The 22,365-nt window shown below is 59.7% G+C and carries 18 protein-coding genes and 1 pseudogene; 13 read left to right on the forward strand and 6 right to left on the reverse strand.

Going from position 1 to position 22,365, the window contains the following annotated elements:
* The first annotated feature begins 2 nt into the window (after positions 1-2).
* The 12 genes from NKI85_RS24090 (at position 3) to NKI85_RS24145 (ending at position 13,887) form a co-directional block, all read left to right on the forward strand.
* On the forward strand, positions 3-311 hold the full coding sequence (locus tag NKI85_RS24090) for a TrbC/VirB2 family type IV secretion system protein (RefSeq protein WP_352528997.1): 309 nt from the start codon (positions 3-5) through the stop codon (positions 309-311).
* On the forward strand, positions 311-583 hold the full coding sequence (locus NKI85_RS24095) for a VirB3 family type IV secretion system protein (RefSeq protein ID WP_023680309.1): 273 nt from the start codon (positions 311-313) through the stop codon (positions 581-583). The genes NKI85_RS24090 and NKI85_RS24095 overlap by 1 nt, the downstream gene beginning before the upstream one ends.
* Complete coding sequence (trbE, locus tag NKI85_RS24100; protein WP_352778313.1) at positions 577-3,027, forward strand: conjugal transfer protein TrbE; 2,451 nt, start codon at positions 577-579, stop codon at positions 3,025-3,027. Before NKI85_RS24095 ends, trbE begins: the two co-directional genes overlap by 7 nt.
* Positions 3,024-3,749 carry a P-type conjugative transfer protein TrbJ gene (gene trbJ / locus NKI85_RS24105; protein WP_352650984.1) on the forward strand — a complete coding sequence of 242 codons (726 nt, stop codon included), beginning with the start codon at positions 3,024-3,026 and terminating at the stop codon, positions 3,747-3,749. The genes trbE and trbJ overlap by 4 nt, the downstream gene beginning before the upstream one ends.
* A 35-nt stretch (positions 3,750-3,784) precedes the next feature.
* On the forward strand, positions 3,785-5,107 hold the full coding sequence (trbL, locus tag NKI85_RS24110; protein ID WP_352778317.1) for a P-type conjugative transfer protein TrbL: 1,323 nt from the start codon (positions 3,785-3,787) through the stop codon (positions 5,105-5,107).
* Positions 5,108-5,839, forward strand: coding sequence for a conjugal transfer protein TrbF (gene trbF, locus NKI85_RS24115; protein WP_031212913.1), 732 nt, complete (start codon positions 5,108-5,110; stop codon positions 5,837-5,839).
* Positions 5,829-6,857: a P-type conjugative transfer protein TrbG gene (gene trbG / locus NKI85_RS24120; RefSeq protein WP_352746265.1), complete on the forward strand. Its 1,029-nt coding sequence runs from the start codon at positions 5,829-5,831 to the stop codon at positions 6,855-6,857. Before trbF ends, trbG begins: the two co-directional genes overlap by 11 nt.
* A gap of 10 nt (positions 6,858-6,867) precedes the next feature.
* The gene (locus tag NKI85_RS24125; protein WP_352778321.1) at positions 6,868-8,085 is read left to right on the forward strand and encodes a TraB/TrbI/VirB10 family type IV secretion system protein; all 1,218 of its coding nucleotides are present in this window, start codon (positions 6,868-6,870) and stop codon (positions 8,083-8,085) included.
* An 11-nt stretch (positions 8,086-8,096) separates the two neighbouring features.
* Positions 8,097-8,369, forward strand: a complete 273-nt coding sequence (locus NKI85_RS24130) for a DUF2274 domain-containing protein (protein ID WP_352449738.1) — start codon at positions 8,097-8,099, stop codon at positions 8,367-8,369.
* A gap of 797 nt (positions 8,370-9,166) precedes the next feature.
* Positions 9,167-11,197, forward strand: coding sequence for an AAA family ATPase (locus tag NKI85_RS24135; protein ID WP_352690732.1), 2,031 nt, complete (start codon positions 9,167-9,169; stop codon positions 11,195-11,197).
* Positions 11,197-12,168: an HNH endonuclease family protein gene (locus NKI85_RS24140; protein ID WP_352449736.1), complete on the forward strand. Its 972-nt coding sequence runs from the start codon at positions 11,197-11,199 to the stop codon at positions 12,166-12,168. The genes NKI85_RS24135 and NKI85_RS24140 overlap by 1 nt, the downstream gene beginning before the upstream one ends.
* A 12-nt stretch (positions 12,169-12,180) precedes the next feature.
* Positions 12,181-13,887 (forward strand): patatin-like phospholipase domain-containing protein, encoded by a 1,707-nt coding sequence (locus tag NKI85_RS24145; RefSeq protein WP_352778324.1) that lies wholly within the window; start codon positions 12,181-12,183, stop codon positions 13,885-13,887.
* A 426-nt stretch (positions 13,888-14,313) separates the two neighbouring features.
* On the opposite strand, the gene NKI85_RS24150 is transcribed toward NKI85_RS24145, so the two are convergent.
* From NKI85_RS24150 to NKI85_RS24170, 5 genes are all read right to left on the reverse strand, one after another.
* Complete coding sequence (locus tag NKI85_RS24150) at positions 14,314-16,251, reverse strand: DUF3732 domain-containing protein (protein ID WP_352778327.1); 1,938 nt, start codon at positions 16,249-16,251, stop codon at positions 14,314-14,316.
* The gene (locus NKI85_RS24155) at positions 16,251-16,736 is read right to left on the reverse strand and encodes a three component ABC system middle component (RefSeq protein ID WP_352449733.1); all 486 of its coding nucleotides are present in this window, start codon (positions 16,734-16,736) and stop codon (positions 16,251-16,253) included. The genes NKI85_RS24150 and NKI85_RS24155 overlap by 1 nt, the downstream gene beginning before the upstream one ends.
* A gap of 1 nt (position 16,737) precedes the next feature.
* Positions 16,738-17,853: an ABC-three component system protein gene (locus tag NKI85_RS24160; RefSeq protein WP_352778330.1), complete on the reverse strand. Its 1,116-nt coding sequence runs from the start codon at positions 17,851-17,853 to the stop codon at positions 16,738-16,740.
* Positions 17,854-18,772: 919 nt separating this feature from the next.
* Entirely contained in the window at positions 18,773-19,471 is a 699-nt protein-coding gene (locus NKI85_RS24165) for a thermonuclease family protein (protein WP_352682184.1), read from the reverse strand.
* A 123-nt stretch (positions 19,472-19,594) separates the two neighbouring features.
* Positions 19,595-19,867 carry a hypothetical protein gene (locus NKI85_RS24170; protein WP_023680062.1) on the reverse strand — a complete coding sequence of 91 codons (273 nt, stop codon included), beginning with the start codon at positions 19,865-19,867 and terminating at the stop codon, positions 19,595-19,597.
* A gap of 922 nt (positions 19,868-20,789) precedes the next feature.
* On the opposite strand from NKI85_RS24170, the pseudogene NKI85_RS24175 reads away from it, so the two are divergent.
* A pseudogene (locus NKI85_RS24175) lies at positions 20,790-21,066 on the forward strand (integrase core domain-containing protein); the annotation flags it as partial.
* A gap of 124 nt (positions 21,067-21,190) precedes the next feature.
* On the opposite strand, the gene gmd reads toward NKI85_RS24175, so the two are convergent.
* The gene (gene gmd / locus NKI85_RS24180; RefSeq protein ID WP_352778333.1) at positions 21,191-22,261 is read right to left on the reverse strand and encodes a GDP-mannose 4,6-dehydratase; all 1,071 of its coding nucleotides are present in this window, start codon (positions 22,259-22,261) and stop codon (positions 21,191-21,193) included.
* Positions 22,262-22,365: the final 104 nt, after the last annotated feature.

Raw genomic sequence — 22,365 nt, forward strand, 5'->3', positions numbered from 1 at the left:
TCATGCGCAAGAAGCTTCGCTTCCTTTCGTCCACCGCGCTCGCGTTTCTTCTCACCGTCCCGGCCCACGCAGCGGGCTCCGGCATGCCTTGGGAACAGCCGCTGCAGCAGATCCTTGAGTCGGTGCAGGGACCGGTCGCCAAGATCGTCGCGGTGATCATCATCATCACCACCGGCCTGACCCTTGCTTTTGGTGACACGGCAGGCGGTTTTCGCCGGCTGATCCAGATTGTCTTCGGCCTGTCGATCGCCTTCGCGGCATCGAGCTTCTTTCTCTCCTTCTTCTCCTTCGGCGGCGGGGCACTCGTTTGATGGCCACCGGAGAGCAGCATATTGAGGGTTTCGAAGTCCCCGTTCACAGGGCATTGACTGAGCCGATCCTGCTGGGCGGCGCGCCGCGAGCGGTGGCGATCCTCAACGGCACGGTGGCGGCCGCCATCGGACTTGGCCTGCAGCAGTGGATCGCCGGACTGGCGCTCTGGATCGCCGGCCACACGCTCGCGGTCTTTGCCGCTCGCCGCGATCCGGACTTCGCCAGCGTGCTTGTCCGTCATCTTCGCCTGAAGGGGTGGCTTGCATGCTGAACCTTTCGGAGTATCGCGGCAAAGCCGATCGGCTTGCCGATCATCTGCCCTGGGCCGCTTTGGTCGCGCCCGGCATCGTGCTCAATAAAGACAGTAGCTTCCAGCGAACCTTCCGGTTCCGTGGCCCCGACCTTGAAAGCGCGACCGAAGCCGAGTTGGTCGGCATCTGCGCACGAGCCAACAATGCGCTACGAAGGTTGGGCTCCGGATGGGGGTTGTTTTTCGAGGCCGAGCGCGTTGAAGCGCTGGGCTATCCGAGCTCGGCTTTTCCCGATGCTGCCTCATGGCTGGTCGATGAGGAACGGCGCGCGGCCTTCGAGGGCAAGGTCGCGCACTTCGAGAGTCGCTATCATCTGACCTTGGTCTTCATGCCGGCGCCAGATGGCCAGGCGCGGGCGGAAAGCGCACTGGTCGACTCGCATCACTCGGGAGGGGCTAGAGACTGGCGCCAGGAGCTGGCGTGGTTTCGCGACGAGACCGACCGCGTCCTGGATTTGCTGTCCGGCTTCATGCCGGAAGTGCGCGCCCTCGATGATGCCGAGACGCTAACCTACCTGCACGGCACAATCTCGACCTACCGCCATCCGGTCGCCATGCCGGAAACGCCAATGTATCTCGACGGTGTTCTGGTTGACGCGCCGCTTACCGGCGGCCTGGAGCCGATGCTGGGTGAGCAGCATCTGTGCAACCTCACCATCCTTGGTTTCCCGAACGTCACCCGGCCAGGGATCCTCGACGCGCTCAACCATCAGGATTTCGCCTACCGCTGGATGACGCGCTTCATCCCGCTCGACAAGACGGAAGCCACAAAGACACTGACCCGGTTGCGCCGTCAGTGGTTTGCCAAGCGCAAATCGGTCGCAGCCATCCTGCGCGAGGTCGTGACCAACGAACCCGCCCCTCTCGTCGATAGTGACGCCGACAACAAGGCGCTCGATGCGGATGCCGCCCTTCAGGCATTGGGCGGCGATCACGTCGGCTTCGGCTATCTCACCACAACGGTGACGGTATGGGACCAGGACCGGCAGGCCGCCGCGGAAAAGCTCCGAGCGGTTGAGCGCATAGTCAATGGGCTCGGCTTCACCACGATCCGTGAAAGCATCAATGCGGTCGAGGCGTGGCTCGGCTCGTTGCCCGGTCATGTCTACGCTAACGTTCGCCAGCCGCTCGTTCACACGCTGAATCTTGCCCATGTCATGCCGCTGTCGTCGGCGTGGGCCGGTCCGGTGGATAACGAGCATCTCGCCAACGTGACTGGGACCGAATCCCCGCCGCTTCTCTTCGCAGAGACCAACGGGTCGACACCGTTTCGGCTTTCCACCCACGTTGGCGATGTCGGCCACATGCTGGTCGTTGGGCCGACCGGTGCCGGCAAGTCGGTTCTGCTTGCGCTAGTCGCTCTGCAGTTTCGACGCTATGCGGGGGCGCAGGTCTATGTTTTCGACAAGGGCAATTCGGCTCGTGCGGCAACACTGGCCATGGGCGGAGAACACCACGCGCTGGGCGCGGATGGTGCGCTTGCCTTCCAGCCACTGCGCAATATCGGCGACCAGGCTACTCGCAGCTGGGCGGCGGAATGGATCGCCGGCCTCGTTGCCCATGAGAATGTCACCGTTATGCCGGAGGTAAAGGAGGCGATCTGGTCGGCACTCATCAGCCTTGCCACTGCGCCGGTGCAGGAACGCACGCTGACCGGCCTATCGGTTCTGCTTCAGTCCAATGGGCTCAAGGCCGCGTTGATGCCCTACACGCTCGACGGTCCGTTCGGCCGGCTGCTCGATGCCGATGAAGATCGGCTGGCTTTGTCGGATGTGCAGTGTTTCGAGACCGAAGAGCTGATGCACAGCCAAGGCGCTGTGCTCCCGGTGCTCACCTATCTGTTCCATCGTCTCGAGGAGCGGTTCGACGGACGGCCGACGCTGCTGATGCTCGACGAGGCGTGGGTCTATCTCGACAACCCTCTCTTTGCCGCCCGCATCCGTGAATGGCTGAAGGTGCTGCGAAAGAAGAACGTCTCCGTCATTTTCGCCACGCAGTCACTTGCAGACATCGCTGGCTCGTCGATCGCGCCGGCGATCATCGAGAGCTGCCCACAGCGCATTTTTCTTCCCAATGACCGTGCCGTGGAACCGCAGGCGCGGGCAGCCTATGAGCGCTTCGGCCTGAACGAGCGGCAGATCGAATTGGTCGCCCGTGCCACACCGAAGCGCCAGTATTATCTGCAGTCGCGCCGCGGCAACCGCCTCTTCGAGCTCGGGCTCGGCCCGATCGCTCTTGCGCTCTGCGGGGCCTCTGATCCGGCCACGCAAGCTTTGATCGACAGCGTCCTGTCAGAGCACGGGCAGGACAGCTTTGCCTCCCGGTTCCTGAGTGCGCGCGGCCTCGATTGGGCTGCCGAGCTTCTCCAGCAATTCCCTCAACCAGACAAGGAGCAATCGTCATGATGCGGCGCCGCCTTCTCACCAGCCTGATAACCGTTTCCCTGATCGCAAAACCGATGGCCGACTACGTCCAGCCGGCCCACGCCCTAATCGTGTTCGATCCGTCGAATTATGCGCAGAACGTGCTGACAGCGGCACGTTCCCTGGAGCAGATAAACAACCAGATCCAGTCGCTTCAGAACCAGGCGACCATGCTGCAGAACATGGCGCGCAACCTTCAGCGCCTGGATTTTTCTTCCGTGGGCCAGCTCACAGGTTCGCTCCAACGGATCGACGGCCTGATGACCCAGGCCAGCGGCCTGAGCTTCGATCTCGACAAGCTTCAGAACCAGTGGCGTGTGCAATATCCGGAAAGCTACGACGCCACAATCGAGGTCAGCGATGTGGCGAGCGCCGCGCGCGAGCGCTGGCAAAACGCCATGCAGGCGTTCCGCCAAACCATGAGCGCGCAGTCGCAGATCGTGGAGAACGTGCGGGCCGACGGCGACCTGCTTACCGATCTCGTCAACCGCAGTCAGGGCGCGGCAGGTGCCCTTGAGGCAAGCCAGGCCACCAATCAGCTGATCGCGCTTTCGACCAAGCAGCAGATCCAGATCCAGACGCTGCTCGCGACCCAGTTCCGGGCTGAAGCCGAAGATGCTGCCCGCAGGGCGCAGTCCGAGGAAGCTGCCCGCGAGACGACGAAGCGTTTCCTGGGCACCGGTACGGCCTATCCCGGCAACTGATCAGCAGTCTTCAAGACAACGAGGAAGACGGCGACATGAATGACCTCGGCGTCATCGATCGCTTTATGCAGACCTTCATCCGCTGTATCGACAGCGGGTTCGGTCTGCTTTCGGGCGACGTCGCCTTTCTCACTACCATCCTGATCGGCATTGACATCACGCTGGCGGGCCTGGTCTGGGCGTCCGGCGGCGAACCCAATATTCTCGGTCGGCTTGTCCGAAAGGTGCTCTATGTCGGCGCCTTCGCATTCATCCTGAACAATTTCAGAAGCCTTGCCGACATTATCTACCGCTCCTTTGCCGGGCTCGGCATCAACGCTTCGTCCGGCAATTTGTCCGCCGACAGTCTCCTGCGGCCAGGCCGCATTGCCGCGGCCGGCTTCGAGGGCGCCTGGCCGCTGCTCAATCAAGCGAGCCAGCTAGTCGGCTTCCCCGAGATTTTTGGCAACGCGCTGACCATCTTCGTGCTGCTTCTCGCCTGGTTCCTGGTCCTCATCGCCTTCTTCATCCTTTCCATCCAGCTTTTCATCACCATCCTGGAGTTCAAACTCACCACATTGGCCGGCTTTGTTCTGGTGCCCTTCGCGCTCTGGAACCGCTCGGCGTTTCTGGCCGAGCGCGTGCTCGGCAATGTGATCTCGTCGGGCATTAAGGTGATGGTGCTTGCCGTCATCGTCGGCATCGGCTCCACGCTCTTCGGCGAGTTAGCTTCCGCCCTGCAAGGCAAGGAGCCGGACTTGGCCGCGGCCATGTCACAGGTACTGGGCGCGTTGGCGCTGCTTGGGCTCGGCATTTTCGGACCGGGAATTGCCTCGGGTCTTGTTTCCGGCGCGCCGCAGCTTGGCGCGGGAGCCGCACTCGGAACCACCGCGGCGGCCGCCGGATCAACGCTCGTTGCCGGAGGTGCGGCGCTTGCCGGCGCGCGCATGGCAACCGGCGGCGGTCTCGCCGCCGTTCGAGCCGGCACGGCCATGGGATCGGCTGCTTCCACAGCTTGGCAGATGGGGCGTGCAACATCGCCCGAGTCCGGCCTCTCCGGCGTAGCTGCTGGACTGCAGGGCGTTGCCGGCGCAGCTGGCGGCGCCGCGATTCGGGGAATGCGATCTGCAACAGAACCATTCCGGCGCAGCGCCGATGCCGGCCGCGATGCCGCCTGGACCGCGACGGGCGGCACGCCGACCGCATCAATGACCGGAAACCCTGCCGCGTCAGGTGCCAATGCCGCGCCGGCGTGGGCGAGGCGCTTGCGTTCCGAACAGACCGCGCGCGCCCATCGCCACGCCGCCACGCAGGCCGTCCGCGATGGCGATCGGGGTGGAAGCGGCGCCAACCCCTCTCTCAACGATAAGGAAGACTAGATGCTCTTCAAGCGACCTGTTCAGCGTTACGGGAAGACGCCCCACCCCGTCACACCATACCAGAAGGCCGCCCAACTTTGGGACGAGCGCATCGGCACTGCGCGCGTGCAGGCAAGGAACTGGCGCCTGATGGCCTTTGGCTGCCTCGCTCTGGCCACCGGGCTCTCTGGTGGACTCTTGTGGCAGTCGATGCAGGGCCGCGTCGTGCCCTATGTCGTCGAGGTTGATCGTTTCGGCGAGGCGCGCGCCGTCGCTCCAGCAATCCGGGACTACGAGCCCACCGATGCCCAGATCGCCTGGCATCTCGGCCGCTTCATCCAGAATGTCCGCTCTGTTTCCACCGATGCGGTGCTGGTGCGGCAGAATTGGCTCTCGGCCTACGACTTTGCCACCGACCGCGGAGCCCTCTTTCTCAACGAGTACGCTAAGGCCAACGACCCGTTCGGCAAGATCGGCACGCGCAGCGTCTCGGTGCAGGTGACGAGCGTGGTTCGAGCGTCCGACAGCTCCTTTCAAGTCAAATGGACCGAGCAGGTCTTTGAGCGCGGCAGCCTCGCCAGCACAACGCGTTGGACCGGGATCCTCACCATTGTGATCCGGCCGCCGAACAATACCGATCAGCTGCGCAAAAACCCGCTCGGCGTCTTCATCAATGCCATCGACTGGTCGCGCGAGCTCGACAGTGCCGCGCAGACTTCCGTTCCCCCAAAGGAGCCCGCCAATGATAAATAGACTCTCGTCGCTCCGCACTGCGCTGGTCCTGTCGACGTCGGCTGCGGTCATCTCCGCCTGTGCCTCGAAGCCGGTGCCGCCACCTCAGATTTCCTATGATGCTGCCAAGTTCCAACCGGCGGCAATCGAGAAGGCGCCGGAGAAGCCCGTCAAAGTCGTGGAAGTGCCGAAACCGCTACCGCTGCCCGGCCAGTTGCAGCCCGAGCCGGGCAAGGCTGCTGAAGATAGGCGCTCGCCTGAAGAACGTGTCGCCGATGCCAACAAGGCGGCGACGCAGCAACCCACCAAATATGGCTATGTGAATGCGGTGCAGGTTTACCCCTTTGCCGAAGGCGCGCTCTACCAGCTCTATGCCGCACCGGAGCGCGTCAGCGATATCGCTCTGCAGTCAGGCGAGAAACTCCAATCCGTGTCGGCCGGCGATACAGTGCGCTGGGTAATTGGCGACACCGTCAGTGGCTCCGGCGATGACCAGCGCACCCATGTGCTGGTGAAGCCCTTCGCGCCAGGACTTGCCACCAATCTGGTGATCACCACGGACCGGCGAAGCTATCACTTGCAGCTTCAAAGCACGGATAAGACCGCCATGGCGGCAATCTCCTGGACCTACAGCGAGGACCAGATTATCGCGCTACGCCGGCGCGATGCGCAGGCCGAGGCTGCTATGCCAGTGGCGTCGAATGTGGCTCTCGAAAATATTCGCTTCCGCTATTCGATTACCGGCGACATGCCGCCCTGGAGGCCGACGCGCGCGTTCGATGATGGCAGCAAGGTCTACATCGAGTTTCCGCGCCGCATCGATCAGGGCGAGGCCCCGCCGCTCTTCATCGTCGGTGCTGACGGGGACAACCAGCTCGTCAACTACCGCATACGCGGCAACTATTACATTGTCGATCGCCTCTTCGCCGCGGCCGAACTGCGCCTCGGCGCCAAGCAGCAACAGGTGGTGCGCATCACGAGGACCGACGGCAGGCAAGCGCCGCTGCGGAAATTGCTCTTTTCGCGTTCCAGCAGGTGAGGGACGGCCCATGACGGATACTTCCCGCTCCGATGCTTCACCGAAACTCGATCCAGAACAGCTGCAGCTGCGGGCCTCGCCTCGCCGCGCTGTGCGCTTCAAGCGCGGCATTATTGTCGCCATTGCTGCTGTTGGTTCCGGGACCGTTCTAGGCGTCACCATGATGGCGCTGCAGGGACCGGCGCTGCGCATCAAAGAGCAGGCTGAAGAGCTTTACAACACTGAGCGGAAGCCAACCGCGGAGGCAATTGAAAGGCTGCCTAAGGACTATTCCGGGATCAAGCCCAAGCCTCCGGTGCTTGGACCACCGCTGCCCGGCGACCTCGGCCGCCCCATCCTTGAGCACCAACGCCAGCTGGGCATCGCGCCGGGCCAGGAGGTTTCGGCGGAGGAGCAGCGCCTTGCACAGCAGGCGATCGAGGCGCGCGAATCGCAAGTCTTCTTCCGGATCGAAAATCGACCCCGGCTAACGGATGCCGCCGGCAACGGGCAGGGCGGGCGTCCACCCTTTGAGGCAACGGCTCCACAATCGGACGCCGCACGCGATTCAGCTTCCGTAGCACCGGCCGAGGGCGACCAAAACAATCAACAGCGAAAGCTCGATTTTGTCAGCCAGCGGAACACAAGTGGAATCTACAATCTGCATGCACTGCAGACGCCGGCTTCGCCGTATCAGCTGATGGCCGGCAGCGTCATCGCAGCGAGCCTGATCACTGGCATCAATTCCGACTTGCCCGGCCTCGTCGTCGCACAGGTCACCGAGAATGTGCAGGACACAGTCACCGGCAGCACCTTGCTCATTCCGCAAGGCTCTCGCCTGATTGGCACCTATGACAGCGTTGTTGCCTTTGGACAAAGGCGCGCGCTGCTGGTCTGGCAACGGATACTGCTGCCCGACGGCTCTTCGATCAAAATCGACAATCTGCCGGCGACGGACACCGCGGGCTATGCCGGGCTTGAGGACAAGGTGGATTTCCACACCTGGCAGCTGATGAAAGGCGTTGCGCTGGCCACGTTGCTGGGGGTCGGCACGGAGCTGAGCCTCGGGCAAGACGAAAGCGACCTGGTCAAAGCAATCCGCGAATCCGCTCAGCAGAACGTCAGTCAAGCTGGCCAGCGCATCACCGAGAAGAACCTCAATATTCAGCCCACGATCACCGTCCGCCCTGGTTGGCCACTGCGCGTCATCGTGCACAAGGATCTTGTGCTACGGCCGTACCCGAATTGACTGGAGTCATCATGACCAATCTGAAACTCGGCAAACTTCCGGATCGGACACCTTCGAAGATCACCATAAGCGTAAGTGCAGACCTGAACCAAGCACTGCAGGACTATGCGGCGCTTTATCGTCAGACCTATGGCGAGTCCGAATCGGTAGCGGAACTGATCCCGTTCATGCTGGCGGAGTTCCTGGAGAGCGATCGAGCGTTTGCCAAGGCCAGAAAGGAAGGGCTCCCTGTCGTCGACAAGTCAGAGAAATCGCGGCGGCAGCCAATTTCAGGGTCCGAATAAGTCACAGCGACCAGTGAGTCCGAGGGGGCACCTTTCTAGGCGGGCGAATGCATTGAAGCAACTTGCCGGCGGCAAGCCGAAACATAGGGCACAATAGTCGAGCTGATCTGCCCCGAACCAATGCCGGCTCTGCGCCTCATGTCGGTCACCCCGTCGACGTCAGACGTGCACTGATAGTGTTGAAAAAGTCCGGCGCACCGCAAATCGCCATCGATATTAGAATCCAGTTCCACCCCGGCGCATTGCATGGAATCAGGATTCAATTTTGGGGTCTCTGCGGAACGCCATGCTACGAAAGTGCCACGGGCGACCGCGACGCGGACTTTTTCAACAATATCCACTGAAAGCAGACATGATGCCGCAGACACGACACGTGAGCTTGTGGCGTGATCGTGATGCCGATCAGGCCTAGGTAGATCATGATATTGCAACTTACTGGGCTTCGACGGGCGGGGCGTTGGGCCGATAACCTCGCGGCTCCGCTGCTCTCTCCCGACTAGATGAGGCAAGTCACAGCTATGAGCCGCAGCAGGCGAGAAGTTATTCTTCGAAGAAACTTTATGTTTGCAAGTTTCTCGCGATATTCACATGATCAGCCTTGGCTCTAAAAGGTAGAAAACGCTGCCCGCCGAGGAATCGTCTTTTAGCCTAAAATGAAGCCTGACGTGCCGACACCGAATCACTTGGAGTAGATCATGCGAAACGTCGCGCGGGCACCAAGTCCGCCAGCGGCCTTGGGGGGCTCGCTCGCTACGGAGAGACGTCAATCCTTTCTCCGTTATCTTCAGTTGGATCCGATGAAACGCGAACAGACCCGCGTTCCGATCATGCAGCTCGAGTCACGGGAGATCATGCGCGATCTCTCGCACATGTTCCTGGGAAAGTGCGCGTTCTGCGAACAGGCTTCGAAAAGCATGTTCCTGCACCGCTTCAGGCCGATGAACGATGCCGAGCCAACGATCGGCAGCGAGGAGGACGGGCGGGCACGCGATGCCCATCTCTACTACGGCTGGCTGTCGGATGCCTGGATCAATCTCTATCCGAGCTGCGGGGACTGCAGGCCGAAACGAACCAATTACTTCCCGGTCGACGGACAGAGGACGCCTATCCCGACGCCGGAAGAATATGCCCGGTTTGTCGAGAAAGGCGACGGGACGTGGCCGGACATGGTCCTCAACGAGGCACCGCTCCTGGTCGATCCCTGTGCCGACGACATTGCCCGCCATCTCGTCCCGCGGAAAGACGGATCGATGGAAGCTGCAAGTCCACAGGGCGAGGAAACCATCAAGCATTTCCGGCTCAATCGGACGCGATTGAGAACCAGACGAAAGCAGGCCTTCGACGATTATGCAAAACTTGAAGGCGATGGGCCGAACGACACCAATGAATTCGTAGGCCTCTGGCGGATACTCAGGCGCCAGGTCGATGCCAGCGACGCGGAAATTGTGCGGATTGCCGCTTCTGCGAATATCGTCGAGGAAGACGACATAGCGGGAGCACCCCCCCGCCTCAAGGAAATCCGGCTGACGAACTTCAAGGCCATTGAGACGCTGTCGATCAAACTGCCTGCTGCACCAGACTCGACCGAACGCATGGCGCAGGCATTGTTGATCCTTGGCGAAAACGCTGCTGGCAAGAGCTCCATCCTAGAGGCGATCGCGCTTGCCCTCATCGGCACCGACGCGCGCCCCGACCTGGTGGAAGAACCGGGTAGCCTAAGGCTCAACCCCAGCTTCATGGGTGCCGAGGACCTGCCGCAAAGGCGATCGGCCAAGGTTCGCCTTCAGTTCGACAATGGACAGGTCTCGACACTCACGGTCGGTGTCAAGGGCTATTCTCAAATCGGCGAGAACCGATTGCCCTTGGTCTTCGGCTACGGCGCCTACCGTCATTATGTGCGCGACCTGCATGACTGGAAACCGTCACGACCGGTGCTCAGCCTGTTCCATACCGACAGCCTGCTCAGCAATCCGGAGCACTGGCTTCTCGGGTTGCCGCCGACCGAGTACCGGGCCGTCGTCCAGGCCTTGGGAGTGATCTTCGGGGCGGCCGAAGAGATCGAAGTCATCCATCGAGACGAGGCCAAGAGGCGATGCTTCGTTGAGATGCAGATTGATGCGTCCGGCAAGAAGAGCAGGACCCCGCTCTCAAACGTCTCGTCGGGCTTCCGTACCATTCTCGCATTGTCCTGCGACATCCTGCGATGGCTCATGGATCGCGACATCAATCCGAACTTCACAACGCTGACCTCGGCGGAAGGGATCGTGCTGATCGACGAGGTCGAGGCCCATCTCCATCCGCGCTGGAAGATCCACATCATGAAGGGCCTGCGCACTGCATTGCCGTCGATGACCTTCATCGTCACGACGCATGATCCGTTGTGCCTCAGGGGAATGCGCGACGGTGAAGTGGTGGTGTTGAGCAAGGTCGCCAGGCAGCTAGGCAGCGGCCAGATCCCGCTCATGGTCGACAGCCTCACCCAGTTGCCGAAGGTGTCGGCGCTGACCATCGAGCAGCTCCTGACCTCGGACCTGTTCAGCCTGTTTTCCACCGACGACCCCGAGATCGAGGCAAGCCTCGCAAGGCTTGGCGACTATCTCGCAAGAAAGGACGGGAGTGCGCCGGACCAGGACGTCAGAACTGCGATGGACGCGATCCGCAGGCAGGTAGTGGATGCCCTTCCGGTCGGCATGAGCGAGGCTGCCCGCCTCGTGCAGGAGGCCGTTGCCGACTACCTCGTCAAGCGGCGCAACCTTGCCGGCCGGCCACGCGAGGTCCTGCGCGATGAAACGAAGAGGCGGATCCTGGCCGTCCTGGAGGGCATCTGATGCGGCGCGTCGATCGGACCCTGGTTTCGGCGCCGGCTGTTCTTGTCGGTGAGAAAAGCCGCGGCGGCAAGGAACTGGCAAAGGCGAAGATCTTCTTCGCGGCGCAGGCAAAGGCACAAGCTGTGACAGCGGCCGCCGGCGCTGCGGCTCCAGGTGCGAAAACCAGGAAAAAGAAGGACAAGACGTTCAGTTTCAGCGCCTATTCCGACGAAGCAGTCAAATACGCGCTCGACAAGCTGTTCTTCGGCAAATGCGCTTATTGCGAAAGCCGGTATGCCAACCAAGCGCCGGTCGATGTCGAACATTACCGGCCAAAGGGACGCATCGCCCGAGTTGCCAATCATCCCGGCTACTGGTGGCTTGCCATGGTGTGGGACAACCTGCTGCCAAGTTGCATCGATTGCAATCGGCGGCGCTGGCAGGACTTGCCGAGATTCCCCGAGAGTCTCGCGCAACTGCTGGCGGCTCCTGAAATGCAAGGTGTCAAGGCATCGCTTGGCAAGCAGGATTTGTTTCCGATCGCCGGTGCAGCCAGGGCGACGGCGGACTTTCCCGGTATCGACGAGCAGCCCGACCTGATCAACCCCTGCGTTGACGTTCCGGAAGAGCACTTGGTGTTTCACATTGACCGTGGCGACCCTCTCGGCCTCGTCCTTCCGACCTTCAAGGACAACGTCCCTTCCAGGCGTGGCCTGACATCGATCCATGTCTACGGCCTGAACCGGCTCGGATTGGTTCAGGAGAGAACACGGGTCCTGCGCAAGCTAGATTTCCTGAGCCGGTTGATCGACGAGATCGGCAAGATTTCGGAGACGCTGCTTGCCAGCCTTGATCAGCAGACCAAGACCATGGGCGCGCGGCTCGACCTGCTGGTCAACCAAATCCTCGACGAAATCCGCACGATGGCGGAGCCGGGCCAACCCTATTCGAGCCTCGTGAAGGCCTGGTCGGACACGCTTAAAATCAATTGAGGTAGATGGGACATGAGCGCGCCTGAACTGAGCTGCGACCTCGTCATGAAGGGCGGGATCACAAGTGGGGTTGTCTACCCGAAGGCCGTCGTGAAACTTTCGCGCAAGTACCGCTTCCGCAATATCGGCGGTACGTCGGCCGGCGCGATTGCCGCGGTGGTCACTGCCGCCGCCGAATTCGGTCGCGCCGAAGGCGGATTTGAAAAGATCGAGGCGCTCCCAAAGCAGCTGTCAGCGACGCTCTTGGAGAAATTCCAGCCTCGCCAGGAGCTTCGCCCGGTCTTCAATCTAGTGCTGGCGGCGATGTCGAAAAGTATCGCGGGCACGGTCTTCGCGCTTTTGAAGGGCTACCCGGTGCCAGCCCTTTTTGGTGCCATCCCTGCGATCATAATCGCCATCATGATCCCGTTCACCTGGCATTCCCTGCCAGCGGCGCTGCTCGTTGTCTTGCTGTTCCTGTTTCTGCTCCTTCTTCTGCCGGCCGCCACAGCGGCTTTGGTCGCCGCCCGCGATGTCGCCCGCAGGCTCCCGCAGGCCGATTACGGCCTCTGCAACGGAATGACCCAACCTTATATGACGGCCGGCCATCCCGCCCTGACGGAGTGGCTAGCCGACACGATAGATCTCGTCGCCGGGCGTTCGGCCACCGGGGCACCGCTTGGGGTCAAGGATCTTCAATCCCGCCAGATCAAGGTGCAAACGGTAACCACCGATATCACCTCGCATCGCCCCTACGTGCTGCCGATGGAGAATAACCTTCATCTCTTTTCCGAGCGGGAGTTCCGTTCGCTTTTTCCTGCTCGCGTCGTCGACGCGATGCTGACGACGCCAAAGGACGGGTCAAGCGACCTCTATCCGTTCAAGATCGACAATCTTCCGCTAGTGGTCCTCGCACGTATGAGCCTCAGCTTCCCGGCACTGATCTCGGCGGTGCCGCTCTACAGGATCGACTATACGCTGGTCGGCGTCCCCGAACAGGACAGGTTGGTGCGCTGCATGTTCTCCGACGGAGGGCTGTCGTCAAATTTTCCGGTACATTTCTTCGACCGCTTCCTGCCGTCGCGCCCGACCTTTGGCATCTCTCTCGGCGAATATGACCGCCGGCGGGAGAAGCCGGAAAGCACCGGGGAAACCCGCGTATTTCTTCCGACAAAGGCGGGACAGGGGCAACTCCTGCCAACGCAAGGCTTTTCCGGCCTGATCGCCTTCGTGTTCGCCCTGTTTGACAGCGCCAAGGACTGGCAGGATTCCCTCCAGTCGATCCTCGCCGGCTATCGCGAACGGATCGTGACGGTCGACCTCAAACCGGAGGAGGGCGGCCTCAACCTGGATATGCCACCCGCCCGCATAGACCAGCTCACCGGCTTCGGCGAACGTGCCGGCGACCTCATCACAAACGATTTCGAACTCAACGAGCACAAGTGGCGTCGGTATCTAGTCGAAGTCCGCGCGCTCGACGAGATGCTGCGCCAATTCGCCGATGCCTACGCAGAAGAACCCGAACCGGGCTCGCTTGGATACGCAGAGATCGCAACCAGCTACGAACCGTCATCCTACAAGGATCTCTCGGTAAGCGAACGGCAGATCTTGCGAGAACGAGCGGAGGCGATCGCCGCTCTTGGAAAAGCGTTTCAGAAGCAACAGCGTCTGGAAAGCTTCGACGATCATATGCCGAAGAGCCGCAGCCGGATCCGCTCTGTTGCCCGGATGGACTATTGACCGCGACAATCGCAGCCGGACCGCGAAGATGTCTGATCGACAAAGGTCAAGACGTCGCGGTTGTTTCAAACTCATCGATCCCCGTGCGGTGTCTATGTTCATCATATCGAACCGCCATGTGCCGGGGGATAGTTGTTTAGAGGTGCAGCGGTCCAAAATTTATTGGCATCGCATCCGGCAGAATGCGGCGAAAAAAAGCATGATCTCGTGACGACAGGGTGGCAGGGAAAACCTCACAATCGACAAAATGCCTCCCGGCCGGTTGATACGGCATTTCGCTGGTTGTTGAAGGCGATATTGGTGAGAGGATGATCGGAATATTCTTCTCGTGGCAGAGCGATGTCGCGCCAAACAAAGTTGATGGCAGGCGGGCCCACCACTATGACTGTCATCGACTTACGTGGCGACCATGACGTCGGGGGTTCATCAGGACTGCAGGTTTTGCTTCAACCAATCTTGGGGCACCAGGGATCCTCCCTCCCACCAGTCGTGCTTGAGGTGGTCTGTGAAACGCGAGTCGTTCTCGAATTTCGCGTGGTCGGTGACGATAATCTGCATCTGGCCATCAAGTTTTTCGACGACGTCGAAAAGCCACTCGTAGATTTTGCGGACCTCCATCCAGTCATTGTCCTCTGTCTCCCCGTTAGCTGAAGGGAAATAGACCTGTGACGGCTGATCGAGGATCAAAAAGTTAGGTACGGGCCGCTTGTTCGAGGCAAACCATTCGTGGAGAGCCAGATGGCCGAGCAAGTGATACCAGACCCAGTTCCGTCCGCTGCCAAAGCGCGAAAACGGAATCGTCTCGTCTGCAGTCTCGCTGACAAGCCTCGGCCCGCGGAGATCAAATGTCAGAAAACCGTTCGCGTATTCGAGACGTTGCTCGCGAGCCCAGCGGGTGATCTGCTGCCCGATACCGCCGAGGAAGGTCGCGGTCTTCGCACGTACGTCTGACAGGTTAGTCTCTGATTCGAGTTCTTCGATGTCCGTGACCAAGGAGGCCCTCTCAAGTTCCATCGCGACACGTGTCTCGTCGTCGTCGACCGATATGAGTCTGCGGAACATGTCGATCATGCCAGAAAGCCGGGCAACCTCGTGTTTCTGCTCCAATAGCGACTTGATGGAGTCTTCCTCGACCTTCAAGCGTTGAACCTCGCGCCTAAGCGAAGCGATTTCCGACGTGAGATTGGTAACGGCGGCACGGTGCTTTGAGAGTTGTTCCCGGACATCGATCTTGTCCGAATTCACCATCGCAAGTTCGACGGCAAGCGTTTCCAAAGATTGCTTCATATCCGCTACAGCCGGCGTGACACCCTCTAGCCAGCTTTCACAAACCGGGCATTGCTTGGAATCGTGGTCATCTGCGAGGAGATTCAACGCCGTCAAACGTCGCCGCTGCTCGTTGAGCGCGCTATCGACGACGTTTTGGTCGTTCTCAAAACGCTCCAGAGCGTCAATCTCTTTTTTGAGATCTGACCTTTCACGAGTCTTATTCAGTAGCTCAGTATTCATCTGCTTGAGGACGTCAACGTCCTGACCGTCCGCTAATTGGCTACCGGCGAAAAGAGTGGTTTGGAGGGCCGAAGAAACTCTCTCGAGTATCTGTGCCGTCGACCTCCTAGCTGGGATGTCGGATGTCGCAATCAAACCCAGCCGGGTGCTTTCCGCCACAATTGATACGAGTTCCGTGTCACGATTGGCGGCGATCGATACGCCGCGTTCAAGCGCACGCTCGACCTCTCGCAGTCTCTTCCGCTTATTGCGGAGTTCGGCTTGCTTTTCGATGATGGCAGGGGAGATTGCCCCGAGGTAGTATGGCAACGTATCTCTTATCGTCTGAGCGAGTTCGCTTTGACGATGGAAATACAGGTCCGGGTTGGCGATCTCATTCTGCTTTTGGAAGCTGTAGATAAGACCTGACCGGAAGGTAAGCTTTTGTCGGTCAGCCGTGCCGTCGGCCCGAGGAAGAAGTGTGACTCCCACGCCTAGAAGCGATCCGATCTTTTCTACAAGATCATCCCGACGAGCATTCGGCTTCAAATCACTCATAGGCGGCGTTTCGTGGTCCGGGTTTGGCCGCACGAAGAACTCATTGCTCGCCGTCCTCCCTACGGGGACGCTACGGCGGGCCACGAATAACCTTTCCGCACCAAAATCCAGTTTCAAGGCGAACCATGACACGGCATTCGAGATCACACCTGCCGGGATCTCGAAACGCGATGCTCCAAGACAGTAATCGACGACGCTTAGCATTGCAGACTTTCCCCGACCGCTTGGGCCAGTGAGGATGTTCACGCGACCTAGGTCGAACGAGATTTCGTTGATCCTGCCGTCAAGGGAGTAAAGGACCACGCTCTGGATTTGCATTATGGTTTTACTCCTACCTGTTGGTAGATTTCTCTGTCGTCTCCTACCTTCGCGAACCACTTCCCGACAAATGCGGCCGCCTTCTGGTCGTCATCAAGGGTTTTGTCCGACTTCAAGATCGGAGGCCCCTTGGTGGCCGCAATCAGGCGGCCGTTCTCAGTCGAGACCCAGTTCGAGCGGAGCGACGTCAAAACGGCCTCCTTGACCTGCGGAACAAGGGACTGCGTAGATGAGATCAGGTCGGTTCGAAGTTCTGGGTGATCCCTCAGCCACTTCGAAAATCGGGTAGCGATAGTGCGGGGAAGGGCATTCCGGATATCGGGATGCAAGGCTATGGCGATGCCGGGAAACGCAAGGGCCAGCGACATGCCCCCATTAGTAACGCTATAGCCTTTGGCCATGCTATACACGAGGACGCCGAGATAGCCCGGATTAAAATAGTTGGCGAAATCTGTCTGCCGATCGTTCCAGGGAGCAAACGCCATATTATTCGTCCGGGTTGAATTTCGCGGTCCAGTGAGGGTGCCAACCGATCACTGGTTCGTTCGCCATGAGGTGTAAGACGCCGCGCCGTAGATAATCGAGCTCGACGTCCTTGAGCTTTGCCTGACTTCCCGAGAGTGAGCCGCTTAGAGCGGTTCGGCCGAGCTTTTCTAGCTCAAATTCTACGCCGTCCCGGCCAAGGCAAGCGTCTGCGTCAGGTTCGATCGCACCGAATTTCGCTGCCCAGTGACCGTAAAGCTGATCCTTGAACTCTTGTAATTCCTTTGGCTGCAGCCGCAGGCTCTCAATCCAGCGCTTTATGTGCCCATCAGCCTTGTAGACATCAAGTAGCGCCCCGGCGACCGCCGTCTTGTCCGGAGCGTGCCCGATAGCCATCAATTGCCGAACGAACAGCCTCTGCAACAGGCGAGCCTTTTGGTCGGCGTTCGGGTCCGTGATGTCTTCGAATATAGGCAAGCTCGACACGACATACTGGGAAACCAAATCCGTAATTTTCTCTTGGAGCAGCTCTTTACTGATCGGCACTTTCTCTTTCGTTCTGAGGCGCTCGATCAAAACCCAGTACCACCAGCCAACCAGCGACTGCGCCAAGCGCTCCAGATTTCCGGTCGTAGCACCCGTCAGGCTTAATCGCTTGACGATCTTCTGGCGAAGGCTCTCGATAACCGCCACTCCCGGCACTATGGTCATGTTTCCAATCAGCACGTCGCGGGCGGCTTCTGGTAATGCCAAGAAAGGCTCGACGTTCTTCTTCATGCTACCCGTCGTTCCGGCCTCTATCTCCTTCGCGATCTGCATGAGAAGGCCTTTAGCAGCCTTTACGTGCCTCGTTCCTCCCGTGATTCCCTTGGGCGCTAGATAATCCACAAGCATCGCAGAGGACGAGGGCTGGGCAGTGGTGAGCAAAAAGAACGCGGTTTTGCTTGGATCGACAGCGTCGTCCCTGACGAGAGAGGACCAGATGCGGATCGTTTTCCACAAATCCGCACTTTTGTCGGTGAAGGCCTTTGCCTTGGCGGGGTCGTGGTGTTTCAGCTGCAAAAGCTCAAACGCCTCGTCCTTGCCTCCGACGACCACGTCGTCGAAGGTTTCCACCATGAAGCCTTCCGCGGGATCATCCGTATCCAGGGCTCGAAATAGCGCATACTCACATTGGTAGACATATCCCACCAAGGAGTCTGCTGCAGAAAAACTCTCTATCCCAGACAATCGCTACCTGCCACCCAAGTCGAATCGACCTTGTCATCAGCTTGGCGATCTCTCGCGGCAATTGCAATTTCAAGCCGATATTTCTGGAGTGTTTCCCATAGGAAAAACAGGTGGTTTCAATCCTATTTGAATTGCGCAGCAAAAGGTGCTCCGACAACCGGCTGCGCCACCCGCGAAATACATTACATTGACAGGCCACTGATTTCTCATCCGCAAGATGGGCACCTCCTCCCTGAAGGCGCTTTTGGTAAAATCTTCAGGAACACAGGGCCAAATTAGCTGGATTCCGACAACGGACCAACACTTAGGTCCGATCCAAGGTCTTGGCGGTGGGTAGCTATCGGTATCTTGGTGAGCTCCGCGATTGCCACCATGAGAAAGGGTGCACTGGCGAGCGTCAAATCCATTGCAGTGACAGACTCGCTTGCAGAAAACGCTTGTACGCCTAATGCTACACCTGTCGTAAGACCAATCGCTGCGGCCGCAATCTCTAGGCCCAGGCACCACGGTAAGGTCCACTGGCCATAGCTTGCCAGCTTTTGACTCATCACAGTCTGCATTTTACTCGCCCCCCCGACAGGGCAACATCACGCCTTGATCGCCTGCCAGCATACACTTAACGGTTTTGAAAGTCTTAGTTAAGGCGTCTTCTCTCTATTGTCGCAATAACTTTTTCTGCCCTTCAGATATAGAATACCTCGTCAAAAAATGGGGTTAGCAGACCGCGTCGCCCATGCATGGTCTTCGTTGGATCGGTGTAAGCGGAAAGCCGAACAGGCCGTAGCGCGCTTACTCCGTTACATTTCAGCTAGCAGAGTGTTTCGCATGGGATCCCATCCTTGTCGCGATCGAGTTTTCCGCCCCATGAGCAGTTTTGCAGGTACCAGTTGGCTTCGTCGCAGGAACCGATCTGCTTGCACGTTCTCCGCGGCTCGCAAGAATAGCCGCTCTGCGCGACCAGCTTACGGCTGATGATGCCCAGCGGGCGACTCGACGGCGCCGCGCCGTCGGCGTGCGCAGCGCGCCATTCCCAGGGTGCCTGAAACGTCCCGGCCCACAGGCCGATCTTTGAGGCTTGGGCTTGCGCCTGCTGCCCCGCATAAGCGCCCTGGCTGTAGTGAGGCCAATCCAGCGCCTGGCCGTGCTTGACCATCCAGGCGGCCACGCCCGCGCCGTCGGCGCGCCGACAATCGCCGACAAAGCGGTGGTAGCGGTCCCACGTCGCGAATGTGCATTCGAGCGGCCTCGACGCGGCCAGGAAAGTGTCCAGCGCTTCGGCCGATCGCCGGCCGCAAGGATACTCGGCGCCATTCGCATCGCGGCACAGCTGCCGGCTCTCTGGCGCGTCGATGCCGTTGAAGCGGACGCGCTGGCCGTGGATTTCGATCGTATCGCCGTCAATGACGGAAGCGACACCGGTAAGCGAGGCGGGCGCCGCCCTTCGTGGGCTGGCCTTTGATGCATCGTCGCTACGTTGCGCGCCCGACGGCGCCAGGAAGGCGGCCACCGCCGCCGCTGCCGTAAGACCGAGCATTGCCGGCACGCTCGCAAGTTGGCGCCGCCACAGCTTGGCACCGGTGGGTCTCTGCCACCGATTGGATCGATATTTGCGGTATGGCCTGCTCATCCGCTACGCCGACCAGCCCGGCCATGCGCTGTCGACCATGGGCAGGCCGGCGCAATAGTAATCGTCAAGGAACCGCCCGGTGGACCGGTCGCGGCAGCGCCAGATAACGCTGTAGTTCTGGCCATAGAATTGGTCCCACGCGACGCCATAGGTTTGTGGTGGCGGTGGCCGGTAATATGTTCCGCCTCCATAGCCGTTGTTGGCAGCGACACCCACAGCTGCGCCGCCGACAGCCGCGATCGCTATGCCTGTCGCGACAGCATTGTCGGTTTGCACAAGCCTGGTGCACTTCTCTGCTGTTGCGCCCCTGCGCACTAGCGGGGCCGCTACCCTGCTACGATACTGTTCGTCCGTGCTGCTGGCGAGAACGTGACATAGCGCAACGGTATTCATTGCCGTGAGATCGCTGTCCGACACGACAGCGCTCGTAGAGCAGCCGCTGACGCACAGGGCTGCACTTGCGATGAGTGCTCCAATTTTCATGTGAATCCCCCAAACAAATATTGGGGCGAGTCCGACCTAGAAGTCCAGAGTTTTGTTTTTCACTTTGCTACGATTCACAGCATGCTGCGGCTAGCTGGCATCCACTGCAACCAACCCTTCCGCCGGTCGTTGACTGATGCTGGGTTGATCTCAGCCACTCCAGAACTTGCCCGCTGGCTCAAAACCGGCGGGCTTTTTTTCCGCGACGCCGGAAGGCTCTATCTCGCCGCATGTTGTGGTACATCGGCACGCCGTCATCGGGCCGTGCCGTTGACCAAGGTGGTCCCTCCGCCATGGTCGGCCGGCGCAGTCTTGACCGTCCGCGCGGGCCATCCCAATCAAGCCCGCTGGCTTCGGTCGGCGGCTTTTTATTTGATGCCCGGCGCCGTCGGCTTGGATCTAGATCCTCGCCAGTGCCGGATTTGAAGGTAAGCTGCGGCGGTATGATCGCACTTCGCGCGGGACGGACCATTGGTGTGCAGCAAGAGCGCCGAGTTCATTCGGCCAAGATTCTGCACTAGGCCGAGGTAGGTGAAGGCAGATAGCTATCCGGCAATCGCTGAGATATTGGAGATAATGTTCCCCCATGGAGGTGTGTACCAGTATTATAAGTTTCCAAACTTCATGTACGAACGCCGTGGACGAGCTGCTGTGTGCGCTTGCCGTAAATCGCTTCAGCGAGTTCACAGTCGGAGGTTGGCTAGGACCCTAACGCGAGAGCTTCAACGGCCCCCTTCGCGATGAACTCCTCAACGAGACGCGGTTCACGTCCCTGGCCCAGGCCCGCGCGAGGCTCAATGTATGGCGCGCCGATTACAACGGCGCGCGTCCGCACTCGCACATCGGATGGCAGACACCCAACGAATGTGCATCGATCTTCAACCCGCGACGGTCGCTCGCTGCGCAACGTGAAACGCTCCGCGCCAGCACCCGTCGCGTCCACCGGCCATCAGGGCAAATCCACCCCCGGAAACGAACTCACGACTGGATAAAATTTGGGGGAAACGTCAGGGCGGCCATAACTTTGCAGTCTTCAGACGCGAGGCGGCCTACAACAGCGCTGCCCACCATGCTTGTGGCCCGTGACCCACACGGCTTTTCCCTTCAGATCGTACATTATGCTTCCTTCATGATTACCGATGTCTGCATGACCTTGAGGTCTTCCCGCACCATTTCCGCGGCGAGCTCGCGCACGGATGTCTCATGCACCCAGCCGAGCTTCTCCTTCGCCTTGGTGGCATCGCCCAGGAGAAGATCGACTTCCGTGGGGCGGAAGTAGCGTGGGTCTACCTGGACTAGGCATCTGCCGGTCTCGACATCATAGCCCTTTTCGTCGACTCCCTCACCACGCCATTCGAGCTCGACGCCGACATCTTCGAAAACCCATTCGACGAATTGGCGGACAGGGGTCGTCTTGCCCGTCGCCAGCACGTAATCATCCGGTTGATCCTGCTGCATCATCATCCACATACCACGCACGTACTCACGCGCATGGCCCCAATCGCGTTGAGCATCGAGATTGCCGAGATAAAGCTTGTCCTGCTTGCCGAGGTAGATAGCAGCGGCGGCGCGGGTGATCTTGCGCGTCACAAAAGTTTCGCCGCGCAGTGGGCTTTCATGATTGAAGAGAATGCCGTTGGAAGCATGGATACCATAGGCCTCGCGATAGTTGACCACGATCCAGTAGGCGTAGAGCTTGGCGGCGGCGTAAGGGCTGCGCGGATAAAAGGGCGTTGTTTCGTTCTGCGGTACGGATTGCACGAGGCCGTAGAGCTCTGAAGTCGAGGCCTGATAGAAGCGGGTCTTGTCCTTCAGACCGAGGAGGCGGATCGCCTCAAGAAGTCGCAATGTTCCGATACCGTCGGCGTTTGCTGTGTATTCCGGCGTTTCGAACGACACCTGGATATGGCTCTGAGCGGCCAAGTTGTAAATCTCGTCTGGCTGGGATTCCTGAACTACTCGGATGAGATTAGTCGCATCAGTGAGGTCACCGTAATGCAAAATTAGGCGCGGATCGGGATCGTGCGGGTCTTGGTAGATGTCTTCGATGCGACCCGTGTTGAAGGAAGAGGAACGTCGCTTAATCCCATGAACGACGTAGCCTTTTTCCAGCAGAAGACGCGTGAGATAGGCACCATCCTGTCCCGTTATGCCCGTAACCAGAGCAACTTTCCTGTTCTCGCCCATTTTCTTCCTGCTCTATGGTAGTTGAAGTTTCGAATCTGGCTCGCCACACCGGCGGCCCGCCTCATACCCTATGGTAGGATTTCGACAGATGTGGCGCGGAGCTC

The organism is Mesorhizobium sp. M0571 (genome assembly GCF_040320985.1).
Classification (GTDB): Bacteria; Pseudomonadota; Alphaproteobacteria; order Rhizobiales; family Rhizobiaceae; genus Mesorhizobium.